Raw genomic sequence first — 13174 nt, forward strand, 5'->3', positions numbered from 1 at the left:
GAGTTGAGTGCGGGAGCGGATTGCGGACAGCGGCGCGGCCGGGCCAGGGTGTGGTCCGGCACGCGCCGCTCGCCCCACTCCCCGAGAGGAACCACCGGCCGGTGAACAGCTTGACGTACGTCCTCGGCTACCTGCTGAGCCTGCCCGGCCGGGGCCTGGAGGCGTCGCGCCGGATCTGGCCCACCGACCGGCGGCTGCGCGCCCTGGCCGACTCGCCGCGGGCCCGCTGCGCCCGGCAGGCGGAGCGGGAACGGATCGAGCGCATGGTGGCGGCGCTGGAAGCGGTGGAGGGGATGGAGCACCTGCTGACCCGGATCAGCGACCACTGCGGCCGCCCCGAGTCCTTCGACATCCACGCCCCGGGCCCCGAGGGGCGCCTCGCCCTGGTGTGCCGGATGACCGCGAGCGCCTACTTCGCCACCCGGGAGGACATCACCGCCCTGCTGCCCAGGATCGCGGCGGCCGGCCTGGCCGAGTGGGGCTCTCCGAACAACCGCACCGGCACCCCCGCCTACGCGCTGCGCTGGTACGGCGCCGACCTCGCCGACGACGGCTGGCGGCTGGACCCCGACGGCTGGCGGATGGAAGCCCCCGGCCTGAGCAGCCCCGGCGCCCGCCTGCACTGGGACCTGCGGGACTCCGCCACCCTGCGCCCGGACCCGTACTGGAAGCGCGTCGCCAGCAGCGTGCGCTCCAGCAACGAGCAGACCCCGCCCGACGCGGACCCGGCCGAGCTGCTGCGCACCGCCCGCGCGCACGGGCGCGGGCTGGTCCTGCAACTGGACGTGCGGACCGACGGGCGCGAGGCCTGCACCTACTACACCGCCAAGCGCGGCGGCCTCGCCGGACGCGGACGCGCCTGAACCCTCCCCCACGTGGGCGCACCCGACCCCGCGGAACGCAGCGACGGCCGCGGGGCCGGGCGGCTCAGCCGCTCAGCACTGGGGCCGGCGGCCGTGGTTGGCCCCGCGCCTGGCCCGGGCCTTCTTCTTGCGGCGGCGCTTGGACGACATGGCGACTCCTCTCGCGGCTTGCACAGCCAGGACCCCCGGTCTTCCACCGTTCCACACCCCGCCCGCCCCGGCCCGTCGAGCGGCGCCCCCCGCCCCGGCGCACCGGCACACCGGCCCGATGACCACGGACGACGAGCTCCTGCGCCGCCGGGCCGGCCTCCAGGCCGAAGCCGACGCGGTCCACGCCGACCTGGACCTGGACGTCACCGTGGTGCGCCCGCGCCTGGAACGAGGACCCCCGCCGCCTATCCGGACGGCCTCCACCCGGGCCTGTCCCACCGCTTTCCCGCGGACCGGGACCGGACGCTCGGCCTGTGGTCCGTCGACGCCCCCGCCCGCCGGCCCGACCTCGCGTGAGCAGGGCGCGCGGGTCGTAGGAGGCGGCTTCGGTGAAGAGGTGGTCGACGGCCGGGCTGGAGTGGGGGGCGGGCGATGGTGCGCCGGTGCTGTTCGGGGCCGGCGGCGGTCCCGTACCGGGTGGTTACCCATTCCCCGGAGGCCGTCACTGGCCCACCCGGCCGTCCACGCATTCGCGCAGCAGGTCGGCGTGTCCGCAGTGACGGGCGTACTCCTCGATGCGGTGCACCTGTAGCTCCCGCACCGACAGGCGCTGCTTGCCGAGCCGCTCCCCCAGGTCCGGATGGGTGGCCAACTCGCCATCCAGTGCGGCCTGTTCGCGCTCCAGGTCCCGCCAGGCGGTCTCGACCACGGCCGGGTCGGCCACCGCGCCGTCGAAGTCCGCGTCCCGCGCGCCGTACAGCTTCGGCAGCGGCTCGCCCTCGGTGATCCAGTTGCGCCAGTCGCGCTCCACCCGCGCGAGGTGGCACACCAGGCCCAGCAGCGACATCGTGGACGGCGGCACCGAGCGCCGGGCCAGCTGCTCGGCGTCCAGGCCCTCGCACTTCATTCGCAGCGTCAGGCGGTAGTTGGTCAAGTAGTCGGCGAGGGTGGCGGTTTCGCCGTCCGGGGCGGGCCCTTCGCTGTTGCGCGGATCGTCGGCCGGGTCGGCCCACATGTCGGGGTACACGCTCGCCTGGGTCCATCGCTCGGGTCGCTCGGTCATACGGCATGCTCACCCGCCACCACCCCTTCCCGTCAAAGGGTTTATGGCCGGCGGCGGGCTGTGACCGGCGTTGGGGTGGCCGTCGCCGGGCAGCGGGCCCGCCGGCCCGTCAGCTCCCCACCGCCGTCCGCAGGTAGGTCGTGAACGCGGCCACGGCGGGGGCGATCTGCCGGCCCTTGCGGGTGGCGGTGGACACGTGGCGCACCGGGGTGTCCAGGGGGTGGAGGGGCACCAGGGCGATGTCGGGGCGGGCGGCGCGGGCGGCGAGGGAGGGGATGAGGGTGGGGCCCAGTCCGGCGGCGACCAGGCCGAGTTTGGCGGTCCAGGCGCCGACGGCGTATTCGATGCGGGGCTGGAAGCCGCTGCGCAGGCAGGCCGCCAGGAGGGTGGACTCGGGGTGGCGGCGGGCGGCGATCCAGGGTTCGTCGGCGAGTTCGGCCAGCCGCAGGCGGCGCCGGCCGGCGAGGCGGTGTCCGCGGGGCAGGGCGACCAGGACCGGGTCGTCCAGCAGGGGTTGCAGGTCGAACTGGTCGCTGTCGTGGGCGTCCTGGGAGTAGGAGGCGACGACGGCGAGGTCGATGGCGCCGTCGGCGAGCTGCTCCAGCAGGTGGGCGGTGAGCCCTTCGGTGAGGGCGATCTCCACCTGCGGGTGGGCGGCGCGGAAGGCGGCGAGGGCGCTGGGGACGAGTTCGGCGTTGGCGCTGTCGAAGGCGCCCACCCGCAGGCGTCCGGCGCCCAGTTCGGTGAGGGCGAGGAGGTCGCGGCGGGTCGTGTCCAGGCGCGCCAGCAGGGCCTCGGCGTGCGGGAGCAGGGTGCGTCCGTGCTCGGTCAGCCGTACGCCGCGGGCCAGGCGGTCGAACAGCGGGGTGCCCAACTCGGCTTCGAGGGTGGCGATCTGGCGGGAGATCGCGGACTGGGTGTAGCCCAGCCGCTCCCCGGCGGCGGTGAAGGAGCCCAGGTGTGCGACGGTGCGGAAGACGTCCAGCCAAGCCATGTCCATTGCGCATGGATACCATGCGGGACATTCGCTTGTCGCCTGGCTGGGGGCTGCCTAGCGTTGCGGCCATGGAAAAGATCGCCTTTCTGGGCCTGGGCCGGATGGGGCAGCCGATGGCCCGTCGCCTGGCCGCCGCCGGCTACCCGCTGACCGTCTGGAACCGCTCCCCCGGCCGTGCCGACGGCCTCACCGAGGCCGCGAGCCCGGCCGAGGCCGTGGCCGGGGCCGGCATCGTCGTCACCATGCTGTCCGACCCGCGGGCCGCGGCCGAGGTCGCCGGGCAGTTCACGCCCGGACTGGCCCCGGGCACTCTGTGGATCGACATGTCCTCGATCGGCCCGCGCGCCGTCGCCGAGCTGCGCGCCCAACTGCCGGACGGCGTCTCCATGGTGGACGCCCCGGTGGTCGGCAGCGTCGGCCCGGCGGCCGGCGGCGAGCTGGGCGTCTTCGCGGGCGGCGAGGACGCCGACCTGGACCGCGCCGAACCCGTCCTGGCCCACCTGGGCCGGGTGCGGCGCTGCGGTGGCCCGGGCTCGGGGGCGGCGCTGAAGGTCGTGGTGATCGGCGGGATCGTGGCCTCGGTCACCGTGGTCGCCGAAGTGCTTTCGGTGGCCGGGGAGTTGGGCGTGCCGCGGGAGACGGCGCTGGACGTGCTGTCGGCCGGGCCGCTCGCGGGGGCGCTGGCCCGGGCGCGCAGCGCGGAGTCGGACTTCCCGGTGCGGCTGGCCGCCAAGGACCTCGCCCTGGCGGGCGGCGGCCCGGTGCTGTCGGCGGCCCGGCAGGTGCTGCTGGCCGATCCGTCGATCGCGGACCTGGACCTGTCGGCGGTGGTGTCGGCGCTGCGGGAGGGTTAGCGCTGCCCGTTGCGGGTCAGGTCGGCGCGGTGGCGGCGGGTGGCGAGGGTCTCGGGGTGGTCGGGGCCGAGGAGTTGGACGTGGTCGAGGACCAGGGCGTCCAGGAGCTGGGCGGCCTCGGTTCGGGAGCCGGAGCGCCCGAGGGCGTAGGCGTGGTTCCTGCGGGTGGCCAGGGTGTCCGGGTGTCCGGCCCCCAGGACCCGCCGGCGGTCCTCGACCAGGCCGCCGAAGAGTTCCGCGGCCCAACGCCAGGTCCCGGCGTGACCGGCGTTGCAGGCGTGGTTGTTGCGGGCGGCCAGGGTCTCGGGGTGGTCGGGGCCCAGCACGCGTTCGCAGTCGCCGATCAGGACTTCGAGCAGTCGGACGGCATCCGGATGGCCCCCGGCGTCGCCCACGTTCAGGGCATGACCGTTGCGGGCGACCAGGGTCTCGCGGTGATCGGGCCCCATGACCCGCTCGAAGCGGGGGAGCAGGTTCTCGTACAGGCGCAGCGCCCGTGCGGGATCGTCTCCCCCGACGGTCCTGGCGTGGTTGCCGCAGATGGCCAGGGTTTCGGGGTCGTCGGGGCCGAGTGCGCGCACGGCGTCCGCGACGAGCAGTTCCCACAGCCTCACGGCCCGGCCGGGTCCGGCGGCGGCGGCCTCGGCGGCCCGGGCCCGGATCCGCGCCCGGGCCGCGGGGTGGCCGGTCGCGGGGTTGTCCCGGTTGTCCGGGACGGGCGGGACAACCGGGAGGGCCTCCTGCCCCAGTTCCTCGCTGACCCGCTCGATCGCCTCCCCGTCCGCGTCGTTGACGGCCGCCGCCTTGGCGAGCGCCTGCTCGATGTCGTCGCCCACCGGGTCGGCGTCGGCCGCGCCGGCCACCACCTCGGCCACCGGGCGCGGCCGGCCGGTGTGCGTGCCCGTGTCCCCCGCCCGCAGCCGGTCGAGTTCGTCGGTCAGCCGCCGCGCCTGTTCCTGCACCCGGGCGGCGAGTTCCTCGGCCCGGCGCTGCTTGTCCTCGGCCCGGCGCAGTTCCTCCCGCGCCCGCCGTTCCTGGTCCAGCGCGCGTTCCAACTGCCGCTGGGCCTGCTCCAGTTCGTACGCGCGCCCGTGGCCGCGCAGTTCGTCGCGTTCGGCGGACAGGGTGTGGACCCGCTGCTCCAGCTTGTTGATCATGTAGAGCAGGGCCATCACCAGCTGCGCGGAGTTGTGCGAGGTGCGCTCCAGGACCGCCTGCTGCTCCAGCGACCTGGTCAGCCGGTCGTAGGTGTCGATCTGCTGCCTGCGCGCCTCGGCCAGCTCCACGGCCAGGCGCGCCGGGGCCGGGGCCGCGGCGCCCGCCGGGGCCTGGGCGCCCACGGGCGCGGGCGCCGCCGGGTGCTGGGCCGCCCGCAGGCGCCCGAGCGCCTCGGCCTGCCGGCGCTCGCGCAGCCGGGGCTCCGGCACGGCGGTCGCCACCAGCGCGAGGACGAAGTCCCGCTCGGGCAGCTGACTGCCGGCCAGGTACGAACCGACCTGCGTCCTGGACCGGTTGATCCGCCCGGCGATCGCGGTCATCGTCATGCCGCTCGCGTCCACCAGGGCGCGCAGGAAGCGCGCCAGTTCCCGGCCCTCGGCGCTGTGTGCCCGGATCGGCCCCCACGGCCTTCCCATGCCCTCAACCCCCGCCCGCTCCCCCGCAGTTGTCCCGGACGTCCCGGGCCAACCCGCCGTTGTCCGGACCTTACCTGCAAGAACGCCCCGGACAGGGGTGGATCAACTCGACCGGTGCCAGATTCCTCCTCGCCACCCGCCGTGGCACCACCGTCGCGAGGAGATCCGCCGTGCACCTGCCCTTGCTGCCCCTGTCCGGCCTTACCGCCCAACGCGTGCTGCTGGTCGCCCTGTTGACGCCCCTGCTGCTGGTCACCGTGCTCGCCGCCGTCCCCGCGCTGGTCGTCCTGCCGTTCCTGCCCGGCGGCACCGACCGCGCCGTGCGCCTGCTGCGCACCCACACCGCGCAGCTGCGCACCCTGCTCAACGCCTCACGGGCCGGGAGCCGTTAGATGAACCGTCCGGGACAACCGCCCGGGAGGAACGTCCACCCCGGCCGGGGGTGCGGCGGACGGCTTGGTGGCCGGCGCCGATGGCCGGGCCCGCACGCCGTCCGGTGGAGTGGGGGCACCCACCCCCGCCGGCGGAAGGCGCCCCCCTTGTCCACCCGCAGCCCCCTGTCCGCCCGTGACCGCGTGCCCACCCGCAGCCCCCTGTCCGCTCACGGCGCCCTGTACGGCGTCGTCCGGCTCGCCGGGCCCCGGCTGCCCGTCGTCTCCTTCCTCGCCCGCCTGCCCGCCGCCCTGTGCCCGACCGGGACGCTGCTCATGGCCACCGTGCTCGGCGACGTGGGCCGCGGCGGCGTGCGGCCCTGGCGGTGCAGGCGCTCCTGTCGCTGACGCTCCTGCCGGTCGACGCGGTGGCGGGCGCGGCGCTGGCGGTGGCCGCGATCGGCCTGGCGGTGGCCCGACGCTGATCGCGGTGTTCGCCCTGGCCGAGCGGATCGCCCCGGCCGGGCGCATGGGCGGGGCGATGACGCTGCTGGGCAGCGGGCTGATCGCGGGGCAGGGCCTGGCGGTGACCGCCTCGGGCCGCTGGCCGGCGGCCTCGCCGTGGTGCCGGCCCTCACGCTGGTGCGCCCCCGGCGCTACCCGCCGCATCGGGCGGCCGTCGCCCGGCGCGCGGCGACGGGCCCGTCCGCCTGAGGGCCGCCCTGGAAGCGGCCCGCGCCGTCAACCACCAGCCCGCCGTTCAACCCGATCAGGGAGGCTGGTGTGCAAGCCGGGGCGCACGGCACTAGCGTCGTGACAGCGGATGTCGCAAGGCCCGGGGAGGGCGACAGGAGTGCAGGTCATGAGGGCTGGACGGGTCACCGTGGCGTTGACGCTGGCGGCGACGGTGCTGGTGGCGACGGCGTGCGGGGCACCCTCCTCCGGCAGCAGCGGCGACAGGGCCGACCGGGCGCCCGTGGCCGACCAGGGAGGGCAGGATCCCCGCGGCCGTCCGCTGGCCCTGGTCTACCGGGGTCAGGCGGCCTGCGACGGCTGCCCGGAGGCGGCGCACGACATGCTGGAGCACGACGGCTACGCGGTGCGCTACATCGGACCCGACGAGCAGACCCACTTCGGCCCGGACGCGCTGTCCGGCGCCGCGCTGTACGTGCAGCCGGGCGGCACCAACGGGCAGGAGGTGAGCACCGCGTGGCGCCTGATGCGGGGCGACCCGGGCTTCTCCCCGGAGCTGGTGCGCTCCTACGTGCGCGCCGGCGGGCACTACCTGGGCCTGTGCATGGGCGGCTACCTGGCGGGCCGGGAACCCGGCTACGGCCTCCTGCCGGGTGACTCCGGCCAGTACGTCAGCTCCCCGGGCGCCACCGTCACCGACGAGCAGGACCACCTGGTCGACGTCCTGTGGCGCGGGCAGCCGCGCAAGATGTACTTCCAGGACGGCCCGTACTTCGACGTGAACGGCCCGGGCGCGGAGGTGCTGGCCCACTACACCAACGGCCGGGCCGCCGCCGTGGTCGCCTCCTACGGCGCGGGGCGGGTGGCGGTCAGCGGCCCCCACCCGGAGGCGTCCTCGGAGTGGTACCGCGACTACGGCCTGCCGGACGAGTCGAAGACCGGCCTGGCCCTGGGCGAGGACCTGCTGCGCACCCTGATGGCAGCGCCCGCGGGCCCCGCCCCCTCGGCGACCCCCAGCCCCGCCCCCAGCCCCTGAACCCCGCCCCGCCGTTCCTGTACCGACCCGCCCCGCCGCCCCGCTTCCCCCGCCGCCGTCCGCACTAGTGCACCCCGCCGGGCCGCCCGCCTGGGCAAACCCTCCCCCGCCCCGCCGACGCCGCCCCGAAACACCCCTAGTGCACTAGTGCGTTTTCCCAAATCGCCCTAGGACAAGGCTTGTTGAGCATCGCGCGTACGGCGTACGGTTGCGGGCGTGGAGAACACCGACATCCTCATCTGCGGCGCCGGCATCGCCGGCCCCGCCCTCGCCTACTGGCTGCGCCGCCACGGCTTCAGCCCCACCGTCGTCGAGCGGGCCCCCGGGCCGCGCCCCGGCGGGCAGGCCGTGGACCTGCGCGGCGCCGGACGCACCGTCATCGAGCGGATGGGCCTGATGGAAGGGGCCCGCGCCCTGTGCGTGGAGCAGCGCGGCATCGCCCTGGTCGACCGCCGCGGCCGGCACACCGCCCGGATGCCCGTCGAGCTGTTCGGGGGCGAGGGCATCGTCTCCGAGGTCGAGGTCCTGCGCGGCGACCTGGCCGACCTGCTACGGGAGGCCACCGGCGGCGTGGAGTACCTGTACGACGACACCGTCACCGCGCTGGCCGAGGACGCGAACGGGGTCACCGTCCACTTCGAGAACGCCCCCGCCCGCCGCTTCCACCTGGTCGTCGGCGCCGACGGGCCGCACTCGGTCGTGCGGCGCCTGGCGTTCGGCCCCGGGCAGGAGCACTACCGTCCGCTCGGCGGCTACCACTGCTGGTTCACCGTCCACGACCCGGCGTTCGCCCGCGGCCTGGACGGGTGGTTCCTGATGTACAACGCCCCCGGCGGGCTGGTCGCCACCGCCCGGCCGGGCCGGCTGCCCGGCGAGGTCAAGGCCGGCCTGGGCGTGCGCTGCGGCCCGCTCGCCGTGGAGCGCCGCGACACGGCCGCCCAGCGGCGCCTGCTCGCCGCGCGCTTCGCCGGCGCCGGCTGGGAGGTGGAGCGCCTGCTCGCCGCCATGGCCACCGCGCAGGACTTCGCGTTCGACTCCTTCGGTCAGATCCACCTCGACCGCTACAGCCGCGGCCGTACCGCGCTGCTCGGCGACGCCGGCTACAGCCCCAGCCCGCTCACCGGCCTGGGCACCAGCCTCGCCCTGGTCGGCGCCTACCTTCTGGCCGGTGAACTCGCCGCCGCGGCAGGCGACTTCACCACCGCCTACGCCCGCTACGAGGAGCTGATGCGCCCCTACGTGACCCGCGCCCAGGAGCTGCCGCCCGGCGGCGTGCGGGGCTACGCGCCCGACAGCGCCCTGATGATCCGCCTGCGCGCCGCCTCCATGCGCTGGATGGGCCGCTGGCCGTTGCGTCCCATCCTGGCCGCCCAGTTCGCCAAGGCCGGCGGCATCGCCCTGCCCGACTACCCCCTGCCGGCCCGCGCCGCCTGAGCCCGCCCGCACCGCCTGAACCCGCACTGCCTGAGGCCGCCCGCGCCGTCTGAGCCGGGGCCGTCGGGCGTGCGCCCCGGCTTGCACCTGATACGGCGTGAGGAGGAATGCCCGTGGCGACGACCAGCTGCACGCCCTCGCCGACCACGCCGCCGCGCTGGGCCCCGCCGCCCACTACCTGCTGGACGTCGAATGGCCCCAGCTCTACCGCCGCGCCGAGGCCCTGCGCACCGCCGGCACCGACCCCGCCGACCCCCGGGTGCGCCGCGTCGCGGCGCGCCTGGACGAACTCTGCCGCCTCTTCAGCGGTGGCGACACCGCCCTGTCCGCCGCCGGGCGCACCGCCTGGCGCCGGGACCCGGTCGCGCTGTCCGGCGACCCCGGCGCCCCCGGCCGACGCCTGGGCCCCGCTGCGCGCCTTCCTCGACCGGGCCCGCGAGGCGTCGCGATGACCACCGCGGTGCCCCGCCTCATCCGGCTGCGCGTCAGCCTGCCGAGCGCCCTGCCCGTGCTGGCCGCATCCGCCGTGTTCCTGCCCCCGCTCGCGCCGGCCGGACCGCTGCCCCGGCCGCTGCTGCCCAGCGTGGCCCCGGCCCAGGGCGTCCGGGCCCGGCTGGTCCTCCACCGCCTGGGCCGCGCCCGGGCCGGGAGGCCGGCCGGCGGCTGAGCGCGGGCCTACCTCGCGCGGGGCTGGTTGAAGCGCAGCATGTTGCCCGCCGGGTCGCGGAAGGCGCAGTCGCGCACGCCGTAGGGCTGGTCCATCGGTTCCTGGAGGACTTCGGCGCCGGCGGCGCGGATGCGCTCGAAGGTGGCGTCGCAGTCGTCGGTGCGGAAGATGACGCCGCGCAGCAGGCCCTTGGCCAGGAGTTCGGCGGCGGCCCGGCGGTCGTCCTCGGAGGCGTGCGGGTCGGCCAGCGGGGGTTCCAGGACGATCTCCACGCCGGGCTGGTCGGGCGAGCCGACGGTGACCCAGCGCATGCCCTCGAAGCCGACGTCGTTGCGCACCTCGAGGCCGAGCACGTCGCGGTAGAAGGCGAGCGCCTTGTCGTGGTCGTCGACGGCGATGAAACACTGCGCGAGTTCGATGCTCATGGCCGTCACGCTACGGGAGGGGGCGCGTCCCTCGCCTCCGTTCGGCGCACGGGGCGGGTGCGGATCTTGGCGATGCAGGCGGGGATCGGTTCGCCGTCGGCGTGGTCGCGGGCGCGGTAGGCGCTGGGGCTCTCGCCGACCAGTTCGGTGAAGCGGGTGCTGAAGGAGCCCAGCGAGGTGCAGCCGACGGCCATGCACACGTCGGTGACGCTCAGGTCGCCGCGCCGCAGCAGGGCCTTGGCCCGTTCGATGCGGCGGGTCATGAGGTAGCCGTAGGGGGTCTCCCCGTAGGCGGCGCGGAAGCTGCGGGAGAAGTGGCCGGGGGACATCAGCGCGGTGGCGGCCAGCGCGGGCACGTCCAGCGGCTGGTCGTACTCGCGGTCCATCCGGTCGCGGGCCCGGCGCAGCCGGACGAGGTCGGCGAGGGGTACTCGGGTGGGCACACCGGCCACCGTACCCGGTGCCGCTGACGCACTCCCCCGCCCGGCGGCGGCCCGCTCGCGTGCGCCGCTTGGGGCCGACCACCCTGGAGGGTGGACAGTGACGCCTTCGCCGGCCCTGACGGCGCCCAGGAGCAGCCCGCCGCCCCGCGCGCGCCCGCCGGCGGGGCGGTGGCCGTCGGGGTGCTGGTGGCGACCGCGCTGGTGCTGCTCGCCCAGGCGGCCAGCGGGCCCAGTTCGCGGCTGGTGCTGTTGCTGGTGTTCCTGCCCGCGCTGCTGGCGGGCCTGGGCACGGTGGCGCAGACGGTGGCCGTTTCGGTGTGGGTGATCGGCGTGGTGGTGGTCCACTCGGTGCTGTACCCGCCCGCGGACCTGCCGGCCCGGCTGGGCACGCTGCTGGGTGTGGTCGCCGCCGAGGCGGCGGTGATCGGCCTGTGCGCGCGGCGGGTGCGGCGCGAGCGCCAGCTGTTCCGGATGCGTCAGAGCGCGGTGGCGCTGCAGCGCCAGCTGCTGCGGCCGCTGCCGGTGCGCACCGCGGAGGTGGAGCTGTTCGGGCTGTACCGGCCGGTGGAGGAGGACACCCTGGTCGGCGGTGACCTGTACGACGTCGCCGAGACCCCGCACGGCACCCGGGTGCTGGTCGGCGACGTGCAGGGCAAGGGTTTGCGCGCGATCGGCACGGGCTTCGCGGTGCTGAGCGCCTTCCGGGAGGCGGTGTTCCGGGAGGCGGAGCTGACGGCGGTGGCCGACGCGCTGGAGGCGGCGGTCGAGCGCCACAACGCCTACGCCGTGCAGAGCGGCGAGTTGGAGCGGTTCGTGACGGCCACCGTGCTGTGCGTGCGGCGCGGGGGCGACGTACGGGCCGTCAACTGCGGTCATCTCGCGCCGTGCCTGCTGCACGCCGACGGCCGGGTGGAGTCCGTGCGGCTGCCGGCCGGGGTCCCGCTGGGCCTGGCGGCGCTGACCGGCGAGCCCCGGACGGTGGAGCGTTTCGCGCTGCCCGGGGGCGGGGTGCTGGTGCTGCTGACCGACGGGATCACCGAGGCCCAGGACGCCTCCGGTGCCTTCTACCCGGTCGAGCGGGGCCTCGCGGACCTGGCCGGCGCCCCGGCCGCCGAGCTGCCCGGGGCGCTGGAGGGGTGTGCCCGGCGCTGGAGCGGCGGGCGCAGGCGCGACGACGTCACGGTGCTGGTGCTGCGCCCGGCCCGCTGAGTGCTAGGACCCGTCCGGGGTGGTGTCGCGCGGGCCGCGGGCGACCAGGGGTGCTGTGCCGTCCTGGGGCAGGAGGACGAGGTAGTGCCAGGGGCCGTCCTCGACGCGGGCCATGGAGAGGGTCGGTGCGCTGAAGGCCGCGGCGGCGGGCCCGGCCCCCTCGGTCAGGGCGTCGAGCCGGGCGTGCTCCGCCAGGAAGTCCGGGGGGCCGTTGAGCCACTTGGGTACGGGTGCGCCGCGGCGCAGCGCGGCCAGCAGTTCGTCGCGCGGTGTTGCCCGGGCGGCGTGCAGGACGTGCTCGTGCAGGCGTTCCTGGACGCTCGGCCGAGGTGGCGCCGCGGCGGCCAGTTCCAGGCAGCGTGCGCACGACCGGGCGCCGGTGCGCACCCCGAACAGGTGCCGGTAGCGCATGATGGTGCGTGGTGTCCCGGCGCACAGCGTCCGGTCCTCGCCCAGGGCCGCGTGTTCCAGGTCGGGGTCGTCGTGCGTGGTGCAGGCCCCGAAGGCGGCCGGTTGCCGTGCGGTGGTGAAGGACCAGGCGTTGCCGGTGTCGGTGTTCATGGGCGGCAGGCTCCCACGGCCGGGGCGGGGCGGGCATCCGCGTTTCGGGGCGGGGCCCCCGGCTGCGGGTTCTGTCGGGGGCGTTCTAGGGTGGCTGGCATGATCACCTCTGCGATGTCCGGTCCGATATCCGATCCCGACGGGGCCCTGCGGGTGCTGCTGGAGGGCAATGCCCGGTTCGTGGCCGGCAGTCCCGAGCACCCCAACCAGGACGCCGGGCGGCGCGCGGCGCTCGCGCCGGGGCAGAAGCCCTTCGCCGTGCTGTTCGGCTGTTCGGACTCCCGGCTGGCCGCCGAGATCATCTTCGACCAGGGCCTGGGCGACCTGTTCGTGGTGCGCACCGCGGGGCACGTGACCGGTGCGGAGGCGCTGGGCAGTGTCGAGTACGGGGTGGCGGTGCTGGACTGCCCGCTGGTGGTGGTGCTCGGCCACGACTCGTGCGGTGCGGTGGCGGCGGCGCTGGACTCCCTGGAGGAGGGCAGGCTGCCCGGTGGTTTCGTGCGGGACGTGGTGGAGCGGGTGACGCCGAGCGTGCTGTCCGCGCGGGCGGCGGGCATCGAGGACCCGGACGCGATCGTGGACGAGCACATCCGCCAGACCGTGGATCTGTTGCTGGAGCGTTCCCAGCTGCTGGCCTCGCGGGTGGCCGAGGGGCGGCTCGCGGTGGTGGGCCTGTCGTACCGGCTGCACGACGGCCAGGCCCGTACGGTCGCCTCGCGCGGCGTCAGCTGAGGTCAGCACGGGAGCCGGGGGGAACTGGGTGTCCGATCCCCG

Annotated in this window: 15 protein-coding genes; 9 read left to right on the plus strand and 6 right to left on the minus strand. The window is 76.0% G+C overall.

All coding sequences use genetic code 11. The annotated features are described in order from the left end of the window. Positions 1–101: 101 nt before the first annotated feature. Positions 102–863, plus strand: a complete 762-nt coding sequence (locus ACH4J0_RS00400; RefSeq protein ID WP_396235434.1) for a hypothetical protein — start codon at positions 102–104, stop codon at positions 861–863. A gap of 652 nt (positions 864–1515) precedes the next feature. Here ACH4J0_RS00400 and ACH4J0_RS00405 read toward each other — a convergent pair. Together ACH4J0_RS00405 and ACH4J0_RS00410 are read right to left on the minus strand one after the other, a co-directional pair. Further along, positions 1516–2076, minus strand: a complete 561-nt coding sequence (locus ACH4J0_RS00405) for a DinB family protein (RefSeq protein ID WP_396235435.1) — start codon at positions 2074–2076, stop codon at positions 1516–1518. A 109-nt stretch (positions 2077–2185) separates the two neighbouring features. Next, positions 2186–3076, minus strand: coding sequence for a LysR family transcriptional regulator (locus tag ACH4J0_RS00410; protein WP_396235436.1), 891 nt, complete (start codon positions 3074–3076; stop codon positions 2186–2188). A 65-nt stretch (positions 3077–3141) separates the two neighbouring features. Here ACH4J0_RS00410 and ACH4J0_RS00415 point away from each other — a divergent pair, with 65 nt between their 5' ends. Beyond that, positions 3142–3927 carry an NAD(P)-dependent oxidoreductase gene (locus tag ACH4J0_RS00415; protein ID WP_396235437.1) on the plus strand — a complete coding sequence of 262 codons (786 nt, stop codon included), beginning with the start codon at positions 3142–3144 and terminating at the stop codon, positions 3925–3927. Here ACH4J0_RS00415 and ACH4J0_RS00420 read toward each other — a convergent pair. Then, the gene (locus ACH4J0_RS00420; protein WP_396235438.1) at positions 3924–5561 is read right to left on the minus strand and encodes a tetratricopeptide repeat protein; all 1638 of its coding nucleotides are present in this window, start codon (positions 5559–5561) and stop codon (positions 3924–3926) included. The two genes, ACH4J0_RS00415 and ACH4J0_RS00420, sit on opposite strands and share 4 nt — an antisense overlap. Positions 5562–5731: 170 nt before the next feature. Between ACH4J0_RS00420 and ACH4J0_RS00425 the strand changes: the two genes are divergently transcribed. From ACH4J0_RS00425 to ACH4J0_RS00445, 5 genes are all read left to right on the plus strand, one after another. Continuing rightward, the gene (locus ACH4J0_RS00425; RefSeq protein WP_396235439.1) at positions 5732–5953 is read left to right on the plus strand and encodes a dTMP kinase; all 222 of its coding nucleotides are present in this window, start codon (positions 5732–5734) and stop codon (positions 5951–5953) included. 147 nt (positions 5954–6100) lie between these two features. After that, on the plus strand, positions 6101–6340 hold the full coding sequence (locus ACH4J0_RS00430) for a hypothetical protein (protein WP_396235440.1): 240 nt from the start codon (positions 6101–6103) through the stop codon (positions 6338–6340). A gap of 454 nt (positions 6341–6794) precedes the next feature. Continuing rightward, positions 6795–7661: a BPL-N domain-containing protein gene (locus tag ACH4J0_RS00435; protein ID WP_396235441.1), complete on the plus strand. Its 867-nt coding sequence runs from the start codon at positions 6795–6797 to the stop codon at positions 7659–7661. Positions 7662–7877: 216 nt separating this feature from the next. After that, the gene (locus ACH4J0_RS00440; protein WP_396235442.1) at positions 7878–9095 is read left to right on the plus strand and encodes an FAD-dependent monooxygenase; all 1218 of its coding nucleotides are present in this window, start codon (positions 7878–7880) and stop codon (positions 9093–9095) included. A gap of 97 nt (positions 9096–9192) precedes the next feature. Further along, entirely contained in the window at positions 9193–9762 is a 570-nt protein-coding gene (locus ACH4J0_RS00445; protein WP_396235443.1) for a hypothetical protein, read from the plus strand. A gap of 8 nt (positions 9763–9770) precedes the next feature. Here ACH4J0_RS00445 and ACH4J0_RS00450 read toward each other — a convergent pair whose 3' ends face one another. After that, positions 9771–10187: a VOC family protein gene (locus ACH4J0_RS00450; RefSeq protein ID WP_396235444.1), complete on the minus strand. Its 417-nt coding sequence runs from the start codon at positions 10185–10187 to the stop codon at positions 9771–9773. Positions 10188–10192: 5 nt separating this feature from the next. Next, positions 10193–10573: a helix-turn-helix transcriptional regulator gene (locus ACH4J0_RS00455; protein ID WP_396235924.1), complete on the minus strand. Its 381-nt coding sequence runs from the start codon at positions 10571–10573 to the stop codon at positions 10193–10195. Between the two features lie 147 nt (positions 10574–10720). Here ACH4J0_RS00455 and ACH4J0_RS00460 point away from each other — a divergent pair, with 147 nt between their 5' ends. Next, the gene (locus ACH4J0_RS00460) at positions 10721–11839 is read left to right on the plus strand and encodes a PP2C family protein-serine/threonine phosphatase (protein ID WP_396235445.1); all 1119 of its coding nucleotides are present in this window, start codon (positions 10721–10723) and stop codon (positions 11837–11839) included. Positions 11840–11842: 3 nt separating this feature from the next. Here the strand turns inward: ACH4J0_RS00460 and ACH4J0_RS00465 are convergent, their stop codons facing one another. Continuing rightward, positions 11843–12400 carry a hypothetical protein gene (locus tag ACH4J0_RS00465; protein WP_396235446.1) on the minus strand — a complete coding sequence of 186 codons (558 nt, stop codon included), beginning with the start codon at positions 12398–12400 and terminating at the stop codon, positions 11843–11845. Positions 12401–12499: 99 nt separating this feature from the next. Here ACH4J0_RS00465 and ACH4J0_RS00470 point away from each other — a divergent pair, with 99 nt between their 5' ends. Next, complete coding sequence (locus ACH4J0_RS00470) at positions 12500–13132, plus strand: carbonic anhydrase (protein WP_396235447.1); 633 nt, start codon at positions 12500–12502, stop codon at positions 13130–13132. Positions 13133–13174 lie beyond the last annotated feature (42 nt).

Source organism: Kitasatospora sp. NPDC017646 (assembly GCF_044329365.1).
GTDB lineage: Bacteria > Actinomycetota > Actinomycetes > Streptomycetales > Streptomycetaceae > Kitasatospora.